This is a genomic window from Mesorhizobium sp. M0077, from assembly GCF_040322955.1.
In the GTDB taxonomy this organism is placed as follows: Bacteria; Pseudomonadota; Alphaproteobacteria; order Rhizobiales; family Rhizobiaceae; genus Mesorhizobium.
This window is the reverse complement of sequence record NZ_JAMYUL010000009.1, coordinates 1-23,373: the sequence shown is the minus strand read 5'-3', so window position 1 is coordinate 23,373 and position 23,373 is coordinate 1. Positions and strand designations below refer to the sequence as shown.

Annotated in this window: 18 protein-coding genes and 1 pseudogene; 13 read left to right on the top strand and 6 right to left on the bottom strand. The window is 62.1% G+C overall.

Going from position 1 to position 23,373, the window contains the following annotated elements; translation table 11 throughout:
• The first annotated feature begins 14 nt into the window (after nt 1-14).
• From NKJ57_RS18170 to NKJ57_RS18160, 3 genes are read left to right on the top strand one after another with little or no spacing between them, the layout of a single operon-like run.
• Nucleotides 15-1,559, top strand: a complete 1,545-nt coding sequence (locus NKJ57_RS18170; RefSeq protein ID WP_023707501.1) for a sugar ABC transporter ATP-binding protein — start codon at nt 15-17, stop codon at nt 1,557-1,559.
• Nucleotides 1,556-2,560, top strand: coding sequence for an ABC transporter permease (locus tag NKJ57_RS18165; protein ID WP_502902047.1), 1,005 nt, complete (start codon nt 1,556-1,558; stop codon nt 2,558-2,560). Before NKJ57_RS18170 ends, NKJ57_RS18165 begins: the two co-directional genes overlap by 4 nt.
• 3 nt (nt 2,561-2,563) lie before the next feature.
• Nucleotides 2,564-3,529 carry an ABC transporter permease gene (locus NKJ57_RS18160; RefSeq protein WP_023672667.1) on the top strand — a complete coding sequence of 322 codons (966 nt, stop codon included), beginning with the start codon at nt 2,564-2,566 and terminating at the stop codon, nt 3,527-3,529.
• Between the two features lie 201 nt (nt 3,530-3,730).
• On the opposite strand, the gene NKJ57_RS18155 is transcribed toward NKJ57_RS18160, so the two are convergent.
• Nucleotides 3,731-5,131 (bottom strand): Do family serine endopeptidase, encoded by a 1,401-nt coding sequence (locus NKJ57_RS18155; protein ID WP_023693471.1) that lies wholly within the window; start codon nt 5,129-5,131, stop codon nt 3,731-3,733.
• 445 nt (nt 5,132-5,576) lie between these two features.
• Here NKJ57_RS18155 and NKJ57_RS18150 point away from each other — a divergent pair, with 445 nt between their 5' ends.
• The 3 genes from NKJ57_RS18150 to NKJ57_RS18140 all read left to right on the top strand — a co-directional run bounded on the left by NKJ57_RS18150 (nt 5,577) and on the right by NKJ57_RS18140 (nt 7,800).
• Nucleotides 5,577-6,188 carry an ATP-dependent Clp protease proteolytic subunit gene (locus tag NKJ57_RS18150; RefSeq protein WP_023682462.1) on the top strand — a complete coding sequence of 204 codons (612 nt, stop codon included), beginning with the start codon at nt 5,577-5,579 and terminating at the stop codon, nt 6,186-6,188.
• 69 nt (nt 6,189-6,257) lie between these two features.
• A complete protein-coding gene (locus tag NKJ57_RS18145; RefSeq protein ID WP_050485925.1) occupies nt 6,258-6,686 on the top strand; it encodes a GFA family protein in 429 nt (142 codons plus the stop codon).
• A 46-nt stretch (nt 6,687-6,732) separates the two neighbouring features.
• Entirely contained in the window at nt 6,733-7,800 is a 1,068-nt protein-coding gene (locus NKJ57_RS18140; protein ID WP_023682460.1) for a M42 family metallopeptidase, read from the top strand.
• A 129-nt stretch (nt 7,801-7,929) separates the two neighbouring features.
• Here NKJ57_RS18140 and NKJ57_RS18135 read toward each other — a convergent pair whose 3' ends face one another.
• A complete protein-coding gene (locus tag NKJ57_RS18135) occupies nt 7,930-8,754 on the bottom strand; it encodes an SIR2 family NAD-dependent protein deacylase (protein WP_023682459.1) in 825 nt (274 codons plus the stop codon).
• A 935-nt stretch (nt 8,755-9,689) separates the two neighbouring features.
• Between NKJ57_RS18135 and NKJ57_RS18130 the strand changes: the two genes are divergently transcribed.
• Together NKJ57_RS18130 and NKJ57_RS18125 are read left to right on the top strand one after the other, a co-directional pair.
• On the top strand, nt 9,690-9,860 hold the full coding sequence (locus NKJ57_RS18130) for a hypothetical protein (protein WP_352512106.1): 171 nt from the start codon (nt 9,690-9,692) through the stop codon (nt 9,858-9,860).
• Nucleotides 9,861-9,899: 39 nt separating this feature from the next.
• Nucleotides 9,900-10,395: pseudogene (locus NKJ57_RS18125) on the top strand (metallophosphoesterase).
• A 194-nt stretch (nt 10,396-10,589) separates the two neighbouring features.
• On the opposite strand, the gene NKJ57_RS18120 reads toward NKJ57_RS18125, so the two are convergent.
• The 3 genes from NKJ57_RS18120 to cphA are packed head-to-tail and all read right to left on the bottom strand — an operon-like array spanning nt 10,590 to nt 15,180.
• Nucleotides 10,590-11,414 carry a cyanophycinase gene (locus NKJ57_RS18120; protein WP_023710470.1) on the bottom strand — a complete coding sequence of 275 codons (825 nt, stop codon included), beginning with the start codon at nt 11,412-11,414 and terminating at the stop codon, nt 10,590-10,592.
• Nucleotides 11,411-12,310, bottom strand: coding sequence for an isoaspartyl peptidase/L-asparaginase family protein (locus NKJ57_RS18115; protein WP_023825538.1), 900 nt, complete (start codon nt 12,308-12,310; stop codon nt 11,411-11,413). Before NKJ57_RS18115 ends, NKJ57_RS18120 begins: the two co-directional genes overlap by 4 nt.
• Complete coding sequence (cphA, locus tag NKJ57_RS18110) at nt 12,310-15,180, bottom strand: cyanophycin synthetase (protein ID WP_352512108.1); 2,871 nt, start codon at nt 15,178-15,180, stop codon at nt 12,310-12,312. The genes NKJ57_RS18115 and cphA overlap by 1 nt, the downstream gene beginning before the upstream one ends.
• A 565-nt stretch (nt 15,181-15,745) precedes the next feature.
• On the opposite strand from cphA, the gene sdhD reads away from it, so the two are divergent.
• Complete coding sequence (gene sdhD / locus NKJ57_RS18105) at nt 15,746-16,135, top strand: succinate dehydrogenase, hydrophobic membrane anchor protein (RefSeq protein ID WP_027050929.1); 390 nt, start codon at nt 15,746-15,748, stop codon at nt 16,133-16,135.
• A gap of 103 nt (nt 16,136-16,238) precedes the next feature.
• On the opposite strand, the gene ctaD is transcribed toward sdhD, so the two are convergent.
• A complete protein-coding gene (ctaD, locus tag NKJ57_RS18100) occupies nt 16,239-17,897 on the bottom strand; it encodes a cytochrome c oxidase subunit I (protein WP_023693467.1) in 1,659 nt (552 codons plus the stop codon).
• A 311-nt stretch (nt 17,898-18,208) separates the two neighbouring features.
• On the opposite strand from ctaD, the gene NKJ57_RS18095 reads away from it, so the two are divergent.
• The 4 genes from NKJ57_RS18095 (at nt 18,209) to NKJ57_RS18080 (ending at nt 23,039) form a co-directional block, all read left to right on the top strand.
• Nucleotides 18,209-19,036, top strand: a complete 828-nt coding sequence (locus NKJ57_RS18095; protein WP_352512110.1) for a DUF2243 domain-containing protein — start codon at nt 18,209-18,211, stop codon at nt 19,034-19,036.
• Nucleotides 19,037-19,066: 30 nt separating this feature from the next.
• A complete protein-coding gene (locus tag NKJ57_RS18090) occupies nt 19,067-20,443 on the top strand; it encodes an NAD(P)/FAD-dependent oxidoreductase (RefSeq protein WP_352512111.1) in 1,377 nt (458 codons plus the stop codon).
• A 283-nt stretch (nt 20,444-20,726) separates the two neighbouring features.
• Nucleotides 20,727-22,196: a protein adenylyltransferase SelO gene (locus tag NKJ57_RS18085; RefSeq protein WP_352512122.1), complete on the top strand. Its 1,470-nt coding sequence runs from the start codon at nt 20,727-20,729 to the stop codon at nt 22,194-22,196.
• Nucleotides 22,197-22,853: 657 nt separating this feature from the next.
• Entirely contained in the window at nt 22,854-23,039 is a 186-nt protein-coding gene (locus tag NKJ57_RS18080; RefSeq protein ID WP_023688550.1) for a hypothetical protein, read from the top strand.
• Nucleotides 23,040-23,373 lie beyond the last annotated feature (334 nt).

Below are 23,373 nucleotides of genomic sequence, written 5' to 3'. Positions count from 1 at the left end.
TTGGGAGTTTGACGATGACCGCTCAGCCGGACCAAGCCGCGCTGCTCCTGGACATGCGTGACATCCAGAAGCGTTTTGCCGGCATCCCTGCCCTGGCCGATGCCTCGCTCCAGGTTCTTCCGGGCGAGATCCACGCACTCATCGGCCAGAACGGTGCGGGCAAATCGACACTTATCAAGGTGCTCACCGGCTATTACCGCCGGGATGCGGGGCAGGTGCTGTTCGAACGGAAGCCGTTCGAAGTTGGGTCTCCGCATCAGGCGCAGGTCAGCGGCATCAGCACCATCTACCAGGAGATCAATCTCGTACCGCTGCGCTCGGTGACCGAGAACATCTGCCTTGGACGCGAGAAGCGCCGCCGCGGCCTGCTCGACTGGAGCGCGATGCATGCGGAAGCCGAGCGCCTGCTCAGCCGCTTCTCGATCGGCATCGACGTGCGCCGCCCGCTCAGCGATTTCAACACCGCCACGCAGCAGATGGTGGCGATCGCCCGCGCCATCGGCTTTTCCGCCCGCCTCGTGATCATGGATGAGCCGACCTCCTCGCTAGACGAGCGTGAAGTCTCGGTCTTGTTCAGCGTTATCCGTCAGCTCAAGGCCGACGGCGTCTCCGTTCTGTTCGTCAGCCACAAGCTCGACGAGTTGTACGAGGTCTGCGACCGGGTCACGATCATGCGTGACGGCCGCACGGTGCGAAGCGCGGCGATGAGCGACATCGGCAAGCTGGAGCTGGTCGCGGCCATGCTCGGCCGCGACGTCGCAGCCGTCGAAGGCCATGCGACCGCATTCGGCGAACGCGATCGGTCGAGGATCGGTGATGTGCTGTTTACCGCGCAAGGGCTGGCGGCCGGCCAGTTGGTGCGTGACGTGAGCTTCGACCTGCGCCGCGGCGAGATCGCCGGCTTTGCCGGCTTGCTCGGCGCCGGCCGCACCGAAACAGCCCGCCTCGTATTCGGCGCCGACCGCCGGAGCGCAGGCGAGATGACGATGGAGGGCGCGTCCTACCATCCCGCACGTGCCGCTGATGCCATCGCCGCAGGGATGGGCTTCTGCACTGAGGACCGCAAGGCCGAGGGCATCGTGCCGGAAATGACCGTCGCGGAGAACATAACACTGGCACTGCTGCCGAAAATCAGCCGCAATGGCATCCTGAACGAGGCCCGGCAGAAGGAGATCGTCGAGCGCTTCATTCGTGAACTCGACATCAAATGCTCGGGGCCTAACCAGAAGGTCCGCGAGTTGTCGGGCGGCAACCAGCAAAAGGTGCTGCTTGCCCGCTGGCTGGCAATGAACCCGAAGCTGCTCATTCTCGATGAGCCGACGCGCGGCATCGATGTCGGGGCCAAGGCCGAGATCCAGCGCCTCATCCGCAAGCTTGCCGATGACGGGCTCGGCGTGCTGATGATCTCCTCGGAACTCGAGGAAGTGATGGAAGGAGCCGACCGCATATTCGTGCTGCGCGAAGGAGTGAGGGTGGCCGAACTGGAAGGCCAGGCAGCCGACGAGGAGGACGTGCTCGCGGCGATGGCGCATGGCGGCGCGGCGAAGGAGGCAGCGTGAGCGATCTGGCCACACCATCCGCAGCCAACGACGCTGGAAACCGCCGCTTTGATGTGTTCGGTTTCCTGGCGCGCTACGGGACGGTGATCGCGCTTGTGCTGCTGGTCGTCTTCAACCTTGCCTATACGCGCAATTTCGCGACGCTGCAGACACTCAACGTCAACCTGACCCAGGTCTGCACGATTGTGATCGTCGCGGTGGGGATGACCCTGGTGATCGCCACCGGCGGCATCGACCTGTCGGTTGGTTCGCTGATGGCGATCTCCGGCGCATTGGCGCCGATGATCTTCATGGGCACGATCTTCCCGGTCGGAAACATCTATCTGGCGGTAGCCGTCGCGATGGTTGCCTCGATCCTCGTCGCCGGCCTGTTCGGGCTGTTCAACGGCTGGTTGGTCTCGCGTTTCCGCATCCAACCGATCGTCGCAACGCTCGTGCTGTTCATCGCCGGGCGCGGGATCGCGCAGGTCATGACCAACGGCAATCTGCAGACCTTCCGCGTGCCGCAATTCCAGTGGATCGGACTTGCCCGCCCGCTCGGCATTCCCGCGCAGGTCATCATCATGGCCGTGCTGGTTGCGGTGGCCGCTTGGGCCCTTCACCGCACGGTGTTCGGGCGAAGCATCCTGGCGGTCGGCGGCAATGAAAAGGCCTCTGAACTCGCCGGCATCGCCGTATCGAGGATCAAGCTCGCTGTCTATGCGATCAGCGGCCTGTGCGCGGGGCTAGCCGGTCTCGTCGTCATTGCGATCAACTCCTCCAGCGACGCCAATCTCGTGGGGCTGGGCATGGAACTCGACGCCATCGCGGCGGTCGCGGTGGGCGGCACGCTGTTGAGTGGCGGAAAGGCCACAATCATCGGCACCCTGCTGGGCGCACTGACCATCCAGTTGGTGCGCTACACGCTGCTCGCCAATGGCGTACCCGACGCCGCTGCGCTCGTCGTCAAGGCCGGCATCATCGCATTCGCCGTCTGGCTGCAGCAGCAACACCGGGTGTAATCCATGAACAGCGCCAGACTGGTTCGCATCATCGGCACTTACGGTGTCGTCATCGCGCTTGCAGCCCTCGTCCTGTTCGGATTCCTGCGCTACGACCGCTTCCTCGGCCTCTTCAACGTGATGAGCGTTCTGCGCTACAACTCGATGTTCGCGCTCGTCGCGCTCGGCATGTGCTTCGTGATCATGACCGGCGGCATAGACCTGTCCGTCGGCTCCGTCGCAGCCTTGGGCAGCGTCGCGTCAGCCCTGGCGAGCCCGCACGGCATCGTGGCAGGCCTTGCAGCGGGCGTTGGCGCCGGCCTGGCAGCCGGGCTGATCAACGCGCTCCTGGTTACACGCGGCAACCTGATGCCATTCATCGCCACGCTTGCCACCATGCTGGCCGCAAGCGGCTCGGCGCTGCTTCTGGCCGGCAACCAGACGGTTTCGGTGTCTTACGATTCGGGTTTCACCGCCATCGGCCAAGGGAATTTCTGGATTTTCCCGATTCCGGCAGTCATCGCCCTGGTTGCCTATGCCGTCGGCTCAGTGGTCCTGAACTACACCAGCACGGGACGGACGGTGCTGGCCATCGGCGGTGGCGAGGATGCCTCGCGGCTGATGGGGCTGCGCACTGACCGCGTCAAATTTCTCGTCTATGTCGCAAGCGGGTGCCTGGCCGGGCTCGCCGGCGTCGTCCTCGCTTCTCAGTTCGGCGCAGGCCAGCCGATCGAGGGCGTCGGCTGGGAGCTGTTTGCCATCGCAGCCGTGGTCGTGGGCGGGACGCTGCTGACCGGCGGCTCGGGCTCGGTGTTGACCACGCTGGCCGGCGTGCTGTTGCTCGGGATCCTTTTCAACGTCCTGAACTTCGAAAACGGCATGGGTTGGATTTCGCTGTCAGCCTACTGGCAGTCGGTGATCCGCGGGCTGTTTTTGCTCGTCGTCGTCCTTCTCCAGGCACGGCTTACGGCAAGGCGCGAAACTGCCTGAGGATGGCGAGCGCCTTCGAGCACGATGAGCTCAAAAGAGCTCTGGCGCTGCAGAATCAGTGCGCGTTGCGCACCCGGCCCAATGAGCGCATCCCGCAGACTTTCTGCGGCGATGCTTCCCCGGTGCACCTGGGGTCCGACACCCTTGGAGCGGGATCCGCAAGCGGATCGTGGTGCAGTCACATGGTCGTCCTGGAGACGGTCATTTCCCGGCGACCGCCACGAACACGGACTGCCCCTGCCTTTCCAGCCGAAACAGGATGGGCTTGCTCTGCCGGCGAGAGTTCGCCCACTCCTCGACGATGTCCGAAGGCTCCGTCACGCGGCGATTGTTGGCCGATATGATGACATCGCCCGGCTGCAATCCGCTCCGGGCGGCAAGGCCATCGGGAACCACTTCCACGACGAAGACGCCGGTCGTTCCTGATTTGATGCCGAGCTGCTGACGCGCCTGATCCGGAATCTGGCTGAGCGATAGGCCGAGGCCTTCGGCCGCCGACCTCTTGTCGGGAACAGCGCCGGTCTTCACCTCCGCATCCTTGCGCTCACCGATGACAAGCGCGATCTCCTGGTCCTTGCCGCCGTTACTCCGTGTCAGAGTGGCCTTGCTGCCAGGCTTCTGGCTAGCCGTCGCAAGCGTGAGGTCATGGACACCCTCAATGCCCTTGCCGTTGAACCGGGTGATCACGTCACCCGGCTTCAAGCCGGCTTTCTCCGCCGGGCTGCCGGGCTCGACCGAAGCAACCAGCGCGCCCTTGTCATCCTTCATCCCGAGGGCCTCAGCCAGCGACGGCGTGATGTCCTGCAGGCGGACCCCGATGAAGCCACGCTCGATCCGGCCGGTTCTAATCAACTGGTCGGCGATGCTCTGGGCGGTGCGCGATGGCACCGCAAATCCGATCCCGATGCTGCCGCCCGACGGCGAGACAATGGCGGTGTTGACGCCGATCACCTCGCCACGTGCGTTGAACAGCGGACCGCCCGAGTTGCCTCGATTGATCGACGCGTCCGTCTGGAGAAAATCGTCGTACGGCCCGGCTTGAATGTCTCGCGAGCGGGCCGACAGAACGCCGACAGTGACTGTCCCTCCGAGTCCGAAGGGACTGCCGATCGCGATTGTCCATGCGCCCGGCTGCATTGCATCCGAGTCACCCCATTTGGTCGTGGTCATGTTGGGCCGCGGGTCGACCTTCAGCACCGCTATATCGGTGGCGGGGTCACGGCCGACCAATTGCGCCGGCGCCGTTTCCTTGTCGGAAAATACGACATGGATCTCTGTCGCATCGGCAACGACATGGTTGTTGGTGACGATGTAGCCGTCGGGACTGATCACAAATCCGGAGCCAAGCGCCTCCCTCACCTGTGGCTGAACGGGTCCGAGGCCCTGGCCGTCGAACGGACTTGTAAAGTCGCCCGCCGTCGTCTGTTCCTGGACAACCTCCCGGGTCGTGATCGCGACCACGGCCGGCAATTTCTGCTGAATGATCGCCGTGAAGTCGGTCGGGGTATCCTGGGCCAGGACAGGCGCCACGCCACTGGCCGAGAGCATCAGCGCAACCGCGATCAAGCGCGTTGCAAATCGTCTTTGCATATCGTGAGACATTGCTGGACCTCCTGCCGGACAGCCCCGGCCGCTCGGCCGCGCCGCGCGGAGCCGGTGCTCCGGACGCTAGAACTGCCAACAAAGCTGTTTGTTTCAGCCCCCCGGAAAAATGGCACGGCCAGGAAAAACAGCCCGACCGCGGGGGTCCGGAAGGCAGCAGCCGGGAACCATTGAGGCCGTCGAGTTCAACCGTCCACAGGACTGGTCCCGGACGTGGCAGAAGTCAGCAAAGCGACTGCGTCAGCTCCGGCAAATGCCCGATATGCCCATGGAGCCAACCCAGCGGCTGAGGTGCCTCTACCGGGCCTGGTGCGAAAACGATCTGCAATGCAAGAGGGAGCTCAACAGCCGCAGAGAGACGCGGTCGTGATCACCGCCGCTCGAACTCCCTCAAGGGAACAAAAGGGTACCAACTAAGTTCGGCCCCCATAGTGAGGATGTCTATATGGATCTGTTGCCCCAGTCAGCCGAACACACCGTCTCCCCGCCGCCCGCTCCAGACCTTCACCGGCTTTTGTTCGATCCAAACTTGCGTATACACGGCTTGATTGATGACACTGTCGTCACCAAAGCCTTGGACGATTTGAAAGCCGTGCGTTCCGGGGAAGACGATCTCTACGTTGAAATCGACACGCCCGGAGGCGACGCCGACGGCGCGCGACGTCTAGCTCTAGAGTTCAAGCTTTTTCTGAAACACTCGGGCCGCAACGGCTACATCATTGGCAAGAATACGGTTTACTCTGCCGGGGTAACGGTCCTTGCCGCTTTCCCGAAAGCCTGCAGGTTCCTTTGCCCGCAAGCAGTCCTGCTGATTCATGAAAGAAGGCTTGAGAAAGACTTGGTTCTGAATGGACCAATTCGAAGCTGTCTTCAGATCGTTCGCGAACAACTTGCGCTGTTGGAAACGGCAGAGCGACTCGAGAATGAAGGGTTCGCCGATCTCGTCCAAGGTTCTCGAACATCGCTGGAAGAGCTGCGCGACCATGCCTTGACCAACTGCTACCTGATGGCAGCCAGAGCTTTGGAGTTGGGCCTTGTTGAAGACATTGCCGATTAACTTGACGCCTCGGATGCAAACGGCAGAGCCGAGTCCAACACGCTTCCCTCACTCATGGCTCCGGCGACCATGAACGGCAAGGTTGAAAAGATAGAGCGGACCGGCGGCTGTCTTTGCGGGTCTGTGAGGTATGTTGTCACCGGCGCGCCGTTGCGCGTTGGCTTGTGTCATTGCCAGGATTGCAAGAGAACCAGCGGCAGCACCTACAGTGCCTTTGCCGTGTGGCCGCGGTCGGCTTACCAGTGCAAGGGCGAGCTTGTTGCATTCAACGGCAGAGGTTTTTGTCCGGCATGCGGGTCGCGCGTGGTGAACCTCCGCGACGACGAAGCCGAGATCATGATCGGCACTCTCGATGATGCGCCAAACGACCTTCTCCCGGCATACGAGCTTTGGACCCCCCGGCGCGAAGCCTGGCTCCACAACCTGCCTTGGGCTGACCAATTCGCGGGCGATCGCACCGAAGAAGGCCAAAATTGGCGCGAAGCCCGACGAGTATGACCATGCTCGAATGGCCCTCCACCCATGAACTGTGAAAGTCAGCTTCATGCGCGATGAATCACTCAAGTTCTTGAAGAAAATTGTGGCGACCCCGTCGCCGAGCGGCTTTGAGCAACCTGTAGCGGAGCTTTTCCGCGAGTATGTTCGTCCGTATGCCCACAGGTTGACGACGGACGTCATGGGCAATGTCACAGCGATCATCAATCCTGAGGCGTCTATGCGCTTCATGTATGCCGGGCACATGGATGAGGTCGGCTTCATCGTCCACTACATCGACGATGACGGTTTTCTGTTCTTCAGCACCATAGGTGGAACGGACGTTGCCACTGAAATCGGCCAGCGTGTCTGGGTGCACGGCAAAGAGCCGATCCTGGGGGTCGTGGGTCGCAAAGCAATCCAGACCTTCAAAGCCTCTGACACGTCTCAAACACCCTCGCTGATGGAACTGTGGATCGATATCGGCGCGAGTTCGCGAGAGGAAGCGTTGAAGGTCGTAGAGGTCGGCAGCGCGGTGACTATCCATGGCGAGTTTGCAGCGCTCCAGGGCAACCTTGCTGTCGGACGAGCGTTCGACAACAAGGTCGGCCTCCTCATCGGCGCCGAGGTGCTGCGCTGCCTCTCTGAGGAGGGAGGCGTTCACCCCGGCGTGGGGCTCTATATCCTGGGTACGGTTCAAGAGGAAATCGGTTCCCGAGGCGCGATGACCTCGGCGTTCAATATCGCGCCTCGAACCGGCCTCGCAATCGATATGGGCGTGGCGATGGACTATCCGCGCGCTCGCGCCGAGGATCAGGGCAAACTGGACCTTGGGAAAGGGCCGGCAATCACTCAAGGCGCGAACACCAACCCGGTGGTGTTCAATCTGCTGAAGTCGGTGGCCGAGAAAGAGGGCCTGCCTTATCAGTTTCAGGCGGTGGGCAGCTCAAGCCCTACCGACGCGCGTGTCATGCAGCAGAACCGCGGCGGCGTCGCAAGTGGGGTGCTCTCCGTGCCTTTGCGTTACATGCATACCCCGTCCGAAGTTGTTTGCTTGGATGATGTGCAAACGACGATTGACTTGGTTTGTGCATATTGCCGGCAATTGACGCCGGAGATCGACTTCACGCCAAGATGATCGCTGCGGGATTGATTGTGGAAGTCGTGGCTCCAACAGTCGCCGATCTGGCGCCTGTCGGCCACCGCCCGGTTCGTCGGTCACCGCGCACCTGCGAAAACCCAACCACGGTCCACTGGGGAGCGCGCCTCAGGTCACCGCGACCGCTTCCACCAAACGCCTGAGGAAATCCGTCAGACCGGCTTCAGGATCATCACCTGCGCCAACGAGCACCGAAATACCCCAGCGCCCAAGCACGGCCTCCTCCACAGGGTTGCGGCTGGGCATGAAGATGAACGAAGGGGGACGATCTTTCTCATATCCAGACCGGTGCCAGGTTTGCCAAAGCCGGTGCAACAGCAGCCGGATGTTTGGATCGGAGAGGCTATAGCCAATGAACAGGATCGTGCTGCCGAGAGCGTCGGAGCGAAAGCGGACATCAAGGGGAGAATTGAAGGACAGGCGGTCAAGATAGTCGGTTTCGGTGAGGACAAGGGAAGAGTCCTCGTCAAAGTCGCCGTGAAATTTCACGATGTGCGTTATGCCTCGACGGGCCTGCGCAACGTGCCGTGCGTTGGCCACTTTCACGTACTCTCGACCGTGGATTTCAAAAGCGAGTTCCAGGTTCCGGTCATAGTTCGTCGTATAGATGACGGGAAAATCGAGCGTCACGATGAGACGGTGCAATTCCGATTTCTCGATCCGTTCCTTGGCGACAGACCAGTTTCTGTCCATCCAACTGCGAAGTGGTCCGATGCTGCCATGCTTGATCCGATAGTATTCGGCCAAGGTCTGAAAACGATCGCGTCGCGTGGAAAATTCATCGTCGACGCCGAGCTCCTTTGCCATTCGCTCGATGAGCTTCTCCCAAGACGGAAGTCCGACGCTGATCGATACCCCCGCCCCCACAAACAAAATTGCGCTGCGATGACGAATTGCATTGGCGAGCGAATTTATAGGATCATCATCGTTCATGGATAGGTCCTCCGAAGCCACTCGCGTGGGCCGGACCTAAAGGTGCGTGCCCCGTGAGCGGATCGTGGACGCGGCCCCGCAATTCGAGCCAGCACGGCGCACTGCGGGAGCATCGTGCTCCGCCCTCATCGACGAAATCGGATCGACCACGCACCAGCCAGCCCAGAGGGGGCGGCCCTTGCAGTCCTGCCGAGCCGCTTGCCACCCGAACCGAGGTAGCGGCCGCGAGGACACTGGCTGTGAACTGGAACCGGCGGTGTTGCGGTTTACTGGCCACGTTGATTCAGTTCTGCGCCAGCCATATTGCGCAAAACTCTATCGAGTTTCGCATTCACCAAGAGGTTGCGCCGCTTCGCGCCGATAAAGATGGCGAGAGAGTAAATCATTGTAAGAACAGAGATCATCGTCATTCCGGCCTAAACATCAGCGGCCGGAGATGTTCCATGCGCCCGGAAACATTCCAGTGCAGGTGTTTTTAAATCGCCGAAGCTACGCGCTCAATGCGCGGTTGGTTTCGTGTCCAGGGCGGACGAATTAGCGCAAGGCGGTATTCATCCTCCCACATCGGCGGCGGACTGAAGCGAAATGCTGGTTGTGTCCCCCAGAATTGCAATGAAACGCCGATGCTTTGCATGCGGCCCGGAACAAATGCTCGCTTGCACAGTTCGAGCCATGCAGCGGTCGACCCCCGCGCTGCAAGATCGGTAGCCCGATCGCCCGCGCCGGCCCCTCCCACGGCGCGGGCTTTCGTTTGAATTCACGCTGTCGGGGTTGGAGTCGCTCCGCCGTTGTCGCGAGCCGGCTGATATACGCGCTGTCCGGGGCTCGCGGGATGCCGGCGACATCGGCATTCGCGCAGTCCGGCAGGTCAGCCGATGCACGGGAACAACGAGGCACTGTGATGGTTTGGTGGCCTCGGAAGGTGGCAGAGAACGATGGGCAAAAAGCCCAAACAGCACGCAAAATCCACGGCGGATCGCGAAAAGACGATCGAGGCGCTCTACTTCGCGCGCAAGTGCGGCCTTACGAAGGAAGAGGCACTCAAGATGCTTAGGGAAGCCCCGATCGGGATCGATGATGAAGCCGAAGAGCGCTCCGGCAGTTAGACGCGATCGCCGGTCGCGCGTCGCAGCCGGCCGCGGCGCATGATCTTCTTCACTTCCGATACGCATTTCAACGATCCGCGCATTCTGCGCCTCGACCGGCGTCCCTTCGCCTCGTTGGTCGATCATGACCAGGCGCTGGTTGCGTTTTGGAACGAAACGGTTGGCCCGAACGACGAGGTCTGGCACCTCGGCGATTTCGCCAAGGGTCCAGCCGAGACCGTGTCTTCACTGCTGTCGTCTCTTAACGGGTCCAAGCACCTGATAATTGGCAACAATGATGGCGCCGCCACCATTGGCGACCCGGCCTGGGCGAGCGTGCACCACTACATGGAGCTTCTTGTCGAGGGCAGCTTGCTGGTTCTCTGCCACTATCCTTTTCGCACCTGGAACCAGATCGGCAAGAGGTCGGTAAACCTGCACGGTCATTCGCACGGTCGTCTGAAGCCGATGACGCGCCAGCATGATGTCGGCGTCGACGCATGGGTTTCGTCCGGTAACCTTTGCTGCCATTCAGGCCAGTCGCCGCCGGGGCTAGCTCGGCAGAACGCCGGGTGAGCGAAGGTCTTCAGCTTTGCGGGATTCGAGCCGAGAGAGGCCGTCCGTAATCCTGCCGGGCCCGCAACAACGCGACAATCCTGGTTGGGCGACTTCAAATAGGAGAACTGCCTCATATACGGTTTTCGCGGTACGCGGACCGCGCCACACCATCAGCTTGAGTGCGGCGAAGTCTTACGGAAGCCCCACCGGCCGTCGCAGCGCGAGATCGAACGCATCGCCTGAGCTCAGCACGTGAACCCTCAGATCATGAATCGAAAGGGCGGCATCAGGCTCACCTTCCGCGATGTTGGAATGGGTCACGCCGGCTGCGTCGACCAGATAGACAGCGCCGCTGCCAATGACCTTGAACATCTCGCCCTTCACCACGATCGCGGTGTCTTCATCAATGCCGATGCCGAGGACGCGCGGGTTCTGCGACACCGCCCCGATGAGCCGCCCAATGCGGCCACGTTCCGCAAAGTGCTGGTCGATAATGACGTTCGGCAGCAGGCCCAGTCCCGGCGCCATGCGAATGTGGCCGATCCGAAAGGACGCTGCGTTCGGCCCCTTCACCATCATTGTGTCGCTCATGACCGACGCGCCCGCGGAGGTGCCGGCAATGACGCCTCCGGCTTCATAGATTTCGTGCACCCGCTCGTCGATGGGCGTGTCGCCGATCTGGCTGGTGATCCGGAGCTGGTCGCCCCCGGAGAAGAACACCGCACTCACGTCTGCGAGCGCACTTATTTTCTTTTCATGAGCTGCCTCGAGGCGGTCGTTGACGTAGAGCTCGATGACATCCTTGATGCCCAGCTCACCGAAGGACCTCTGATACTTCTCGAGATAGCCATCCGGCTCATGAGACGCGATGGTGGCAAGCACCAGGCGGCCGTTCGGAACCAGGCTCGCCACCTCCTTCAAGATGACACGATCGCCATCATGGTCCTCGTGGCCGCCGATGATGACGAGCGTTCCGGCTTTACCGTTCGAGGATCGTTTTTTCTTCTTGTCGGTCATTTGTCCACGTCTTTCTTGCGCAGGAAAACGTGTGGGTGGTTGTCCTCGCTGGTCATGAATGCGACTGCGAACTCCCTGCTGTTATGCGCCCATCCAGACACGCCGGTCGCGGTAAGCACGATGGCTCCGGCTTCGCCGCCGATCGCCTCGACTTCCTTGAGCGCGGGATACAGCACCTGCTCCAGGCCGCCTTCAGCCTGCCCCGAGGACAATGCCTGCCGCGCCGAGAGTGCCTGCATGACACGGGCCGCGAGAGCCTTTCGCGCAATATGCTCACCGTCTCCCGAGAAGGCGACGGCTCCCAATTGGTTGTCGGCATAGTAGCCGCAACCGGGTTGCGGAGAATCCCCCACACGACCCGGAGCACTGCCGTCCAGTCCGCCGGTCGAAGTGCCGACGGCGATGTCCCCGTACTGATCCAGGGCAACCACACCGATCGTATCCTTCGCCTCCGACTTGCTGGAGGCGTCGCGCTGCTGCGGCGTGATCAAATCCGCCGGATCGCAAAGCTCCAGCTGCTTGTCGGCGGCGAAACGCCGGGCCCCCTCCGACGCCAGCAGGATCGGCTCCTCATGCAGCATGGCCTTCGCGACACTGATTGGATGGCGCACGCCCTTGATCACTGCGACGGCACCTACATTGAAGTCCCTGCCCTCCATCAGGCCAGCGCACATCTCGACCTCGCCGTCCGAATTGAGGGCACTTCCATATCCCGCATTGAACGTCGGGTCCGCCTCGAGGATGCGACCGGCCGCTTCCACGGCATCGACCGCCGTTCCGCCGCCGGCCAGGACGGCCCGACCTGCCTCGAGTGCCTCGATGCATCCGTTGCGATGCGCCTCCTCCTCTTGCGGATCGATCTCCTTGGCGCCGCCGTGCAGGATCAGCGACCACATCAGCCAGCCCTCAGATGGCGAATATGGGTCTGATCGGGCCCTCCCCTCGAAGGCGTCGCGCCTCCGAAGCCGGTTACCTGCCGCCACACGACTTCAACGTCGTCGACGGTGAGCACGACAAGGTCGTTCTCCCGAGCAAGCCGGAGACACACGTCGACGGCCTCCTTCTCGGGACAGACGGCGTGTATGCGGCCTGGGGCGCAGCCGGCGTTCAAGGCACCTTCCCGCAGCAAGCCGGCGATCGCTCCGGGGGCTCGGCCGCGCAGCTCCTGCTCATCCTCCTTGAAGACGATGACGTCGAATATCCGCGAAGCGATCGCGCCCATCTCGCGGATGTCGCAATCGCGGCGGTCGCCCGGTATGGCGACCAGGCCGATCGTGCGCTGATAGCCGCGCCTCATGTGGGAAACGAGCTTTCCGAGCGCCTTCAGCCCCTCCGGATTATGCGCATAGTCGACGATGGTGCGGAAACCATGCCCGTCGAAGACGTTGAGGCGACCGGGAGATTGCTCGAACGAGGTGCCAAACTCGGCCAGCGCCGCCCGGATCGTTGCCGCCGGAACGTCGTGGCAATGCGCCATGGCGACGGCTGCCAGGCTGTTGGCAACGTTGAATTCGGCAGAACCCTCGAAGGTCGCGGGAATTTCGTCGACGCTCATCAGGAACATCGATTCCCCATCCTCGTGGATGAAAATGTCCCAGCCGTCGCTGCTGGGCTCCCGCGTCACGGCGCGGCCGCCTTCCGCCAGGTGGCTGCGCAAGAAATCGGGCCACTCGCTCCTGCTCGCCAGCGAGAAGTAGCAGATCCTGCCGCCGGCATCTCGCGACATTGCGGACGTATGGACGTCGTCGGCATTGAGAATGCTCCATCCCCCGCGGCGGACGGACTCGACCACGACCGATTTCACCTCCGCCAGGTCCTCGATCGTGTCGATGCCCCTCAGCCCGAGATGATCGCCGTGGACGTTCAGAACCGCGCCAACATCGCATGCATCGAAGGCAAGCCCTTCGCGCAGGATGCCGCCGCGCGCACATTCCAGCACCGCGACATCGACACCCGGCTCGCGCAGCACGATCCTGGCGCTCTGCGGACCGGAGCAGTCCCCTGTCATGATCCGCTCGCCGTTCAAGTAGACGCCGGTGGTGGAGGTGAGCCCGACGGTTGCCCCATTCGCCTGCAGGATGTGCGCCAGCATCCGGGCAGTGGTCGACTTGCCGTTGGTTCCCGTGATCGCGAAGATCGGAATCCGGCCGTCCTTGCCGCCTTTGAAGAGAAGATCGAGCACGGGCCGTGCGACGTTGCGGGCGCGCCCCGACGAGGGTTCGAGATGCATGCGAAAGCCAGGACCGGCATTCACCTCTATGATGCCGCCGCCGGTTTCGCTCACCGGCCGTGAGATGTCGGGACAGACGAAGTCGATCCCGGCAATGTCGAGGCCGACGATCTGTGCCGCCCGCCTGGCGATCAGCGCGTTTTCGGGATGGATTTCTTCCGTTCGGTCGATCGCGGTCCCACCGGTGGAGAGATTGGCGGTGGGCCGCAAGAGCACCATTTGACCCGGCGCTGGAACGCTCGCCAGGGTGAGCTGCGATTTTGACAGGAAATGCTCGACACATTCGTCGATCTCGATGCGGGTCAATACCGAGGAATGGCCCTCTCCCCTTCGTGGGTCGCGGTTCGTCTCCTCGACGAGCTCGGCGACAGAACTCCGGCCATCGCCGACCACATGGGCCGGAACCCTCTCGGCGAGCGCCACCACCTTTCCGCCGATCACCAGGATCCTGTGGTCCGAGCCGACGAAATGCTGCTCGACGATAACGCTACGGCTGTGTTCTCGCGCCTGTTCGAAGCCCCAGCGGACCTCGTCTTCCGTTGCCAGACCGATGTTGACGCCGCTTCCATGATTGCCATCGAGTGGTTTGGTGACCACGGGGTAGCCCAGCCGTGCTGCCGCCGCGACTGCGTCCTGCGCCGATCGCACCAGCTCCCCGCGTGGCACCGGCAGGCCGGCCTGTTGCAGCAGGAATTTGGTCAGGTCCTTGTCCGAGGCGATCTCGGTCGCAATCTCGGAAGTGAGGTCGCTGCAACTGGCGCGGATCCGCTTCTGATGCTTTCCGTGACCAAACAGCACGAGGCTGCTGTCGTCGATCCGCGCGGCGGGTATGCCCCGCCTCTCGGCCTCGCGCACCAAGGAAGCAGTCGTAGGCCCCAAGGCACGCTCGGCGGCCAGACGCTTGAGCTGCTGCAGCCTGGCTGCGAACTCGAATGGCCCCTGCGTTTCCGCAATGTCGCCGAGCCCCTCGACACCATGCAGATTGGCCGGCAGCAGGCTGTCCACCAGTTCGAGCGCGACGCGTCCGGCGAGCAGCCCGACAAGCTCATCCTTGTAGGCGAACATGACGTTATAAGTGCCGGGACTGCCTTTGACCGACCGTGTCTTTCCTCGTGTCACCCGGTGACCGAGCATGCTCTGCAGTTCCAGGGCGACATGCTCGACGACGTGGCCGAGCCAGGTTCCTTCCTGCATGCGGCGGACGAAGCCGCCGGCGGCGCCATAGCTGCAGCCATGGCCCGCAAGGCCGGGCAACAGTCGGACGATTTGTTCGGAAAACCCGGGCAGTTTGTCTGTCGGGAACGCCTCAAGGGCTCCGAGGTCGATCCGAATCTGGACCATTGGCGTCATACTATAGAGGTGCGGCCCGCGAAACACGCGGGCGTCCACGACGCGGATAGGGCGAAAACGCGAGGCGCCCCGATGAATTTCTTTGTCCGACATAGTCCGTTTCTCCTGACTAACTCCGCAACATCCGGAGGATCGGTTAGTTCCCGGCTCTTTCAGCCCAAATATTTTTGCAGGAGAGAGAAACAAAAGTGGCCGTTAACATATGTTGGCCCAAGAACACCCTCTGGTCATCTCGGCCACGTGCGGTCGCTGTTCTGAGGGCTACTTATCTCTCGGGACGAGGCGGGCCAGGCATTCGCTCGTTTTCACAAGCATTCGCCGGGCACATCGCGCCCGTTGAGCTAGTGCCCGGCTTTAGCTCATGGCGACCCATTGTGCGGGTCCAGCACTGAGGCATTAATCTTCAGCACGCCTTCGGCACCCGGGAACATTTCCAGACGCGTCAGGTTTGGAACCATCCTTGCACCGGAACTACAGCCATGCAGAGTCGAAAATCGGTGAAGGCCGCGCTCGTCAAGGAGATCGACGCGGTCCGCCTTCGTATCTCGCTGCTTGAAAGCGAGCTATGCAGAGATGGCAGACCCAGGCAAATTGGATGGCGTTCAGGATACGAACTGAACGCCCACAAAGCCCGCCTTGCTCGACTGGAGACCGTGCTTGCCCACTATCCGTCGGCACCGACGGCCCGGGCATCGAAACAGCAACAGCTTGAGTTGCGCGCAAGGCAACCAAGTAGTTTTGGGGAAACGCCATGGCTGACAGACCCTCAATCAGAACTCCGCTAGCTCGAGTGCGGGGCCTTGGATCGGCGAAACACGGAACCGAAACGTTCATGCTGGAGCGGCTGACATCTGCTGCCCTGTTGATCCTTGTCATTTACATCGTCGCGGTCGTTATAATGCTGGTCGGTGAGCCTCGAGACGCCGTCCTCAGCGTCGTAGGATCGATCTATGTCGCGCCAGCCCTTATTGGCTTCATTCTCGTAAGCTGCGTTCACATGCGGCTTGGAATGCAATCGATCATCGAAGATTACTGCCATGCCACCGTGCTCAAATCGCTTCTTCTGATCGCCAATTGGTTATTCTGCTGGGCAGTCGCGCTCGCAAGCTTGTTCGCTGTGCTGTTAATCAGCTTCAGATAGCGATCCGGTTCTCAGCTGCAGCCAACGTCTGCCACCAGCAGGCTGAAGTTCGCCTCAGCGGCGAACCGGGCTGGCTTGCGCAAAGGAGTTCGACAACCCGGCCTCATCTGATTTGCGGCAGCCTGTCCCATTGATGGAAAGGGGGTGGAGAGGTCAGCTCCCACTCCAATGTGGTAGCTCCTGGCCCCCATGGGTTCATGCCGGCGGCTCTTTGCCGGTAGAAAGCTTCCAAGATGCCGAAGAGGAAAATCACGACACTCGCGGCCGACAGGTACGATCCATACGAGGACACCATGTTCCAGCCGGCGAATGCGTCGGGATAGTCGACATAGCGACGCGGCATGCCCGCCAATCCAAGGAAGTGATGGGGGAAGAAGACGAGGTTCACGCCGACGAAGGTCGTCCAGAAATGGACCCCAGCCAGAAGCGGATTGTAGAGATATCCCGTCATTTTCGGAAACCAGTAATACCAGCCCGCGAAGATGCCGAAGATCGCTCCCAGTGAAAGTATGTAGTGGAAATGCGCGACGACGAAGTATGTGTCGTGCAGTTCACGGTCGAGGCCGGCATTTGCGAGTTGAACGCCCGTCACCCCGCCTACGGTGAACAGGAATATGAAGCCGAGGGCCCAGAGCATCGGCGTCCGCAGGCTGACCGAACCGCCCCACATGGTTGCAATCCAGGAGAACACTTTTATCCCGGTCGGCACTGCGATCACCATCGTGGCGAAGGTGAAGTAGCGCTGCGTGTCGAGGCCTATCCCGCTGGTGTACATATGGTGGGCCCAGACGACGAAGCCGATCACCCCGATCGCCACGATTGCGTACACCATCCCCAGATACCCGAAGATCGGCTTTCGCGAGAAGGTCGAGATCACCTGGCTGACGATGCCGAACGCCGGCAGGATCATGATGTAGACTTCCGGGTGGCCGAAGAACCAGAAGAGATGCTGGTACAGCAGCGGGTCGCCTCCGCCGTCCGGCGCGAAGAACGTGGTTCCGAAATTGCGATCGGTCAGGAGCATGGTGATGGCGCCGGCCAGCACCGGCAGAGCCAGCAGCAGCAGGAAGGCGGTGATGAGGATCGACCACACAAACAGGGGCATCTTGTGCAGGGTCATCCCCGGCGCGCGCATGTTGAAGATGGTGGTGATGAAGTTGATGGCTCCCAGGATCGAGGAGGCGCCCGCAATGTGCAGAGACAGGATGACCAGATCCACGGCGGGACCGGGATGGCCGGAGGTCGACAGCGGCGGGTACAGGAACCAGCCGGTCCCAGGGCCATAGCCGCCGGGGACGCTGGGCATGAAGATCGACAATAAAAGCAACATCAATGCCGGCGGCAGCAGCCAGAACGAGATGTTGTTCATGCGCGGGAAGGCCATGTCGGGGGCGCCGATCATGATCGGAACCATCCAGTTGGCGAAGCCGCCGATCAGGGCGGGCATCACAGTGTAGAAGATCATGATCAGCGCGTGGGCCGTGGTGAAGACGTTGTAAAGCTGCTTGCCGGCGTCGATCGCCGCGTCGCCCTGGTAACCGTAGATCATCGACGCCAGTCCGGGGAAAAACTGGATCCCGGGTTGCTGCAGCTCGATTCGCATGCTCACCGACAAGAGCATGCCGATCACCCCCGCGATGAAAGCGAAGACCAGATAGAGTGTGCCGATGTCCTTGTGGTTGGTCGAAAACAGCCATCGGGTGATGCCGGTCGGCTGGTGGCTGTCGAGACCGTCCGGATCTGCCGCCGTATATTCGTTCATGACCTTCTCCGCTTGAGCCGTCCGTCGCCAGCATCGAACCGTGCTGGAACTTGATTGTTCCCTCCACCGAATCGGCGGTAGGAACATTCCACGGAAGCCGCGGTTAGGTTCCGCGCGGCCGACCCTGCGCGGCTGAGGATCGACGTCCATGCTGGCGATAGTTGCTGCGACCCTGGTTCTGACGACGGTGGTTGGTGGGCTGATATCCGCCTTCTGGCTCGAGGCGCGTCATGGTCTCCATGACCCCACGCCGCCGGACATGTCGGTGCCCAGGCAACTGAACGCCCCGGCCTGGAGCCGGTGGTCCTGACATGGACGCGATCACCGCGACACTCGACCCGAGGACGCGAGCCGGCTGGCTGCTGCTCGGCTTCGCGCTCGGCGGTTTCTTCGACGGCATCGTCCTGCATCAGATCCTGCAATGGCATCATCTTCTCTCGGGCGTCGCCGATCCGGTGGGTTCCGACCTGCGCTTCCAGATCATGGCCGACGGCCTCTTCCATCTTTTCATGTATGTGCTCGCCGTCGCCGGCACGGTGCTGCTGGTGGCCGCGAGGGCGGCCGGCGCGCGGCCCGGGACCACCACGGAGATCCTGCGGCTCGCCTTCGCAGGGTTCGGCGTCTGGCATGTCGTCGATGCTGTCGTGTTTCACTGGCTGCTGGGTCTGCACCGGATCAAGATGAACAGCGACTTGCCGCTCGCCTGGGATATCGCGTGGCTGGTCATCTTCGGCATCGTGCCGCTTGTGTTGGTGCTGGTGCTGCCCAACCGCGGCGGACCGGCACGCGGTGCTTCGGCAGCGCTGACCAGCATCGTCCTGCTCGCGGGATTGGCAGCCGGCGCCGGCCCGTTCTTCAACGGTGCCGCCAATTCCATCATCGTCTTTCGGGCCGGGATGGAACCGGCGGCGATGATGCGGGCCGTTGAAGTCGCCGAAGCCCATCTCAAATGGGTCGACGCCAGCGGCACCATCTGGGCGGTCGACCACGTCTCATGGCGCGGGTTGGTAGCCCTTCACGCGCGCGGCGCCCTTGTGGTCAGCACGACGCCTGTCATTGCCGGATGCCTTGCCTGGACCGATGCCGCCGGAGTGAGCAGTAGCTCCAGCCAGCAGCGAGGCACTCCTGCCAGGCTATGACTTCCGGACAGGGATAGGGGAGTATCAAGCATGCAATTCGCCACCGAGAGCAGCCACGGCCGGAGCCTGACACCGCGCATCGTCGTGGTCGGCGGAGGCTTTGCCGGTCTGGAGGTTGCCAAGGCGCTCGGCAAGGCGGAAATCGGGGTGACGATCATCGACCGCCACAATCACCACCTGTTCCAGCCCTTGCTCTATCAGGTTGCAACCGCCGCCTTGTCGGCGCCTGACATCGCCGAGCCAATCCGCAAGATCCTGGGCCGCTATCCCTCGGTTCAGGTTCTCTTCGGCGATGTCACCGAGATCGTCACCGAAGCCAGGATACTGGTGCTGGCCGATGGGACCACGGTCCCCTACGACATCCTGGTCTTGGCCACCGGTTCGCAGCCATTCTATTTCGGCCAGGAGAGCTGGGCTCGGGTTTGTCCCGGCTTGAAGACCATCGAGGACGCGCGCACGATCCGGTCACGGCTGCTGCTATCGTTCGAGCACGCGGAACGGACCACCGATCCAGTCGAGCAATCCCGGCTGATGACGATCGCCATTATCGGCGGCGGCCCGACCGGTGTCGAACTGGCGGGCTCGATCGCCGAACTCAGCCGGCACACACTGGCGCGCGACTTCCGCAACATCCGGCCCGAGAAGACAAGGATCATACTGGTAGAAGCCGGCGAGCGTCTGCTCGCCGGATTCGCCCCGGAGCTTTCCAGATATGCACGTCTGCGCCTTGAAAGCCTGGGCGTCGAGGTCGCGCTCGGCAACCGGGTCGAGGCGATCGAAGCGCATCAGATCACCGTCGGCGGCCAGGTGATCCCGGTGGCCTTGACGCTCTGGGCCGCTGGGGTGGCGGCTTCTCCGCTGGTCGCCCAGCTTGGTGTCGGGCTCGACCGCGGCGGTCGGGTGAAGGTCGAATCCGACCTGCAGGTCGTCGGCCACCCCGATGTCTTCGCGCTTGGCGACGTCGCACTGGTCCTCGATGGGAACGGCCAGCCATTGCCGGGTCTTGCCCAGGTCGCCAAGCAGCAGGGCGAGCACCTCGGGAAGGCACTGGCACGCCGGATAGATGCTGGCGACACGCTGCCCGCTTTTGGCTTCAGCAATCGAGGCAACACGGCCATTGTCGGCCGCCACGCTGCCGTGTTCGAATCGGGCAGGCTGAAACTGAAAGGCTGGTTCGCCTGGTCTGCCTGGGCGCTCATCCATGTCTACCTGCTCGTCGGTTTTCAGCACCGCGTTCAGGTCTCGATCCAGTGGCTCTGGCGCTACCTGACCTATGAGCGTGGCGCCCGGCTCATCGCCGAGGAGCGAGTCGAACCGGGTTCAACATCGTCGCCGGGAACGGCCCCGAGAGAGCCGCTGCCAACCAAGGCAGACGCCGCCCCCGCATTGCACGCCCGCACTGACTAGATTGCCGGGTGCTCAGTTCGGAGACAGTGGCGATGCGGGGGTCAGCTCTGGATTCCGCCACGGCCCGTCGTCCCACGGCAGCCCGAACCTCGATAGTTGAGGCGGGTGGTTCCCAGCTTGTATCCGGTGCCGGCCTGATGGATCCGGATGGCACCAACGACGTTGCGTCCCTATATGAACAAATGAACACAGGCTCCTCGAAACGGGATCTGTTGAACCCCTCCTCTTCAGAGAGCTCGTCATGACGTCACCTGCGACTGCTGAACAAACCCCGGTCATTCAGATGGGGCTTCCCGCCCTGAGCAACAGCTATGCGCAACTGCCGGAGCGCTTCTTCGCGCAAACACATCCGAAGCCGGTATCCGAACCGCGGCTGATCCGGTTCAACCGGCCCCTCGCCGAGGAACTCGGGCTCGATGCCGACCTGCTTACCAGCCCGGATGGAGTGGCGATGCTTGCCGGCAACAAATTTCCGGAAGGCTTGCAGGCAATCGCCCTGGCCTATGCGGGCCACCAGTTCGGAAGCTTCGTGCCTCAACTCGGCGACGGGCGCGCCCTGCTGCTTGGCGAAGTGGTGGACGTCAACGGCATTCGCCGTGACATCCAGCTGAAGGGATCGGGACCCACGCGGTTCTCGCGCAACGGCGACGGCCGCGCCGCCCTCGGCCCTGTCCTGCGCGAATATGCCGTCAGCGAAGCGATGGCGGCGCTCGGCATTCCGACGACGCGAAGCCTTGCGGCGGTGCTCACCGGCGACCCGGTCTATCGCGAGGTCCGGCTGCCCGGCGCCGTCCTGACACGGGTGGCGGCAAGCCATATCAGGATCGGCACGTTCCAATATTTCGCCGCGCGCCACGACACCGAGGCGCTCAAGATATTGGCCGACTATGCCATTCAGCGTCACTTCCCACAGCTGGCGGGGGAAGCACGGCCGTACCGGGCTTTGCTGGAGGCCGTTGTCGCCGCACAGGCGGACCTGGTGGCGCGCTGGATGCTGGTCGGCTTCATCCATGGCGTCATGAACACCGACAATATGTCGATCTCGGGCGAGACGATCGACTATGGCCCATGCGCCTTTGTGGACGCCTATGACCCCAGTGCGGTGTTCAGTTCGATAGACCGCGCCGGCCGCTATGCCTATGCCAACCAGCCTCGTGTCGCCACATGGAACCTTGCGCGCTTTGCCGAGACCCTGCTGCCGCTCATGAGCACGGACGAGAATGAAGCAGTGTCTGAAGCGGAAGAGGTGCTGAGGTCGTTCCAGGCCTCCTATGAGGCTGTGTTGCAGCGCGGCTTCCGCAGAAAACTCGGACTGCTGACCGAAGCGGAAGGCGACTTGCAGCTCGCTGCCGACTTTCTGGATGTGCTGGCTCGCAGCGAAGCGGATTTTACGCTCGGCTTCCGGCGCCTGGGCGATGACCTCGACGCTGCGGACGGCCAAGGCACGGCGCGGCAGTTGTTTAAGGATCCAGGTGCATTCGATGCCTGGTCGGCGCGGTGGCGCCAGCGCATCGCAAGCGAGGGCGACACGGCCACGCGCCGTTCTGCCATGCAATCGGTCAATCCCAAATTCATCCCCCGCAATCATCGCATCGAGGCGATGATCCAGGCGGCGTTGGGCGGCGACTTCAGACCGTTCGAGGAGATTCTGGCGGTCGTCAGCCGTCCCTTCGATGAGCAGCCGGGAATGGAACGCTTTGCTGAGCCGCCACGCCCGGATGAGCGCGTCCTGCAGACATTCTGCGGCACATGAGACATTCGTGATGGTCGCTTAACATGTGCAAATGCGGAAGACCCATTTGCAAGCTATCGTCACGGGTACTCTCGTAAGGGCTGAGCTATGACGATCATAGAATTGGCATTCGAATTGCTGGCACGGAAGCTCGTAGACCGTACCGGAATATCAGACGAAGATGCTCGAGACCTTGTCGCAGCCATGGGAGCTGACTGGTCATCGCTCGTGCGAGCAGCGAGGGCGATCAAAGAGACTTAGGTCTTTTGACGTCGTTTTAGCTGCCACCAGCTGCGGGCAGATCGGACCAGAGGCTGCTGCCGCGATCCAGGCGCGACACCGCGCTCGTCACCGATCATGTCAGCAACGTGGTCAAGCACTGTATTTCGGTCGCTCCAAATCGACCGGATACAACACGCTGCTCTCCTGAAAGCCACTGTGGCCGCTACGCAAGTCGCCGGAAGCTCGCAATAAACTGCGATAGCAGCCCAGGCTTAGGATTTATATTGCAGGCCCGCACCACTGGCGGGGCGACGCGGGCGGGCCGCTGCCGTTCGTTGAAATCCGCGTTGGGAGTCAGATTCCGTCGGCACCGAAATCACAGGTGCTGACGAAGCAGACGGAACTTCCCCCCACGATCACGGTTTGGAGTCACGAGACCAACCCAAGGAGATGCAGATGTCGAGCAAAATGCCGCCCGTGCCGCCTGAGAACCAGAGCCAGAAGGGTCGAGGAGAAGGGCGACAGGTTAGCCACGATGATGCCCAGCACGGCACTCACGGAGCGCCGGATCCGGAGCGCCAAGGGCAGCAAGCCAACACCAAGGTCAACACCACTCATCAGGGCCGTCAGCAGGATCGGTGATCATGTCCACATCGAAGAAACACCCGAACACGATCCGGCAGGGCGGGCCAGGCGCATCGCACGAGAACGCCAGAAAACCCCTGCAGGTCAACAAACCCCCGGCGGATGAAGACCGTCGATCCAAAAGCCGAGTTTGGTAGTGTGCTGAGAGTTCTGCAAATTCGCTGAGAGGGGGCGGTCATGGCAGGCTGGTGATTGTTCACGTCACTGATTTCCCGCGAAGGAACGCCGCCATGACCAAGACTGAAGTTAAGACCGCCAGCGCTGCCGTCAAAGACATTTTGCTTTCGAACCCGGATGGATTGCACGAAGTGCTCCGTGCGGTGATGCAGGA

Bases quoted from the DNA above. Each gene is read 5' to 3' on its own strand.
- NKJ57_RS18120 (WP_023710470.1), bottom strand. From the start codon at position 11,414: ATGACCGACAAGAAGAAAAAACGATCCTCGAACGGTAAAGCCGGAACG.
- NKJ57_RS18130 (WP_352512106.1), top strand. From the start codon at position 9,690: ATGGGCAAAAAGCCCAAACAGCACGCAAAATCCACGGCGGATCGCGAA.
- NKJ57_RS18095 (WP_352512110.1), top strand. From the start codon at position 18,209: ATGGACGCGATCACCGCGACACTCGACCCGAGGACGCGAGCCGGCTGG.
- NKJ57_RS18140 (WP_023682460.1), top strand. From the start codon at position 6,733: ATGCGCGATGAATCACTCAAGTTCTTGAAGAAAATTGTGGCGACCCCG.
- ctaD (WP_023693467.1), bottom strand. From the start codon at position 17,897: ATGAACGAATATACGGCGGCAGATCCGGACGGTCTCGACAGCCACCAG.
- NKJ57_RS18090 (WP_352512111.1), top strand. From the start codon at position 19,067: ATGCAATTCGCCACCGAGAGCAGCCACGGCCGGAGCCTGACACCGCGC.
- NKJ57_RS18085 (WP_352512122.1), top strand. From the start codon at position 20,727: ATGGGGCTTCCCGCCCTGAGCAACAGCTATGCGCAACTGCCGGAGCGC.
- NKJ57_RS18150 (WP_023682462.1), top strand. From the start codon at position 5,577: ATGGATCTGTTGCCCCAGTCAGCCGAACACACCGTCTCCCCGCCGCCC.
- NKJ57_RS18145 (WP_050485925.1), top strand. From the start codon at position 6,258: ATGAACGGCAAGGTTGAAAAGATAGAGCGGACCGGCGGCTGTCTTTGC.
- NKJ57_RS18170 (WP_023707501.1), top strand. From the start codon at position 15: ATGACCGCTCAGCCGGACCAAGCCGCGCTGCTCCTGGACATGCGTGAC.
- NKJ57_RS18155 (WP_023693471.1), bottom strand. From the start codon at position 5,131: ATGTCTCACGATATGCAAAGACGATTTGCAACGCGCTTGATCGCGGTT.
- NKJ57_RS18080 (WP_023688550.1), top strand. From the start codon at position 22,854: ATGTCGAGCAAAATGCCGCCCGTGCCGCCTGAGAACCAGAGCCAGAAG.
- NKJ57_RS18115 (WP_023825538.1), bottom strand. From the start codon at position 12,310: ATGTGGTCGCTGATCCTGCACGGCGGCGCCAAGGAGATCGATCCGCAA.
- NKJ57_RS18160 (WP_023672667.1), top strand. From the start codon at position 2,564: ATGAACAGCGCCAGACTGGTTCGCATCATCGGCACTTACGGTGTCGTC.
- sdhD (WP_027050929.1), top strand. From the start codon at position 15,746: ATGGCTGACAGACCCTCAATCAGAACTCCGCTAGCTCGAGTGCGGGGC.
- NKJ57_RS18135 (WP_023682459.1), bottom strand. From the start codon at position 8,754: ATGAACGATGATGATCCTATAAATTCGCTCGCCAATGCAATTCGTCAT.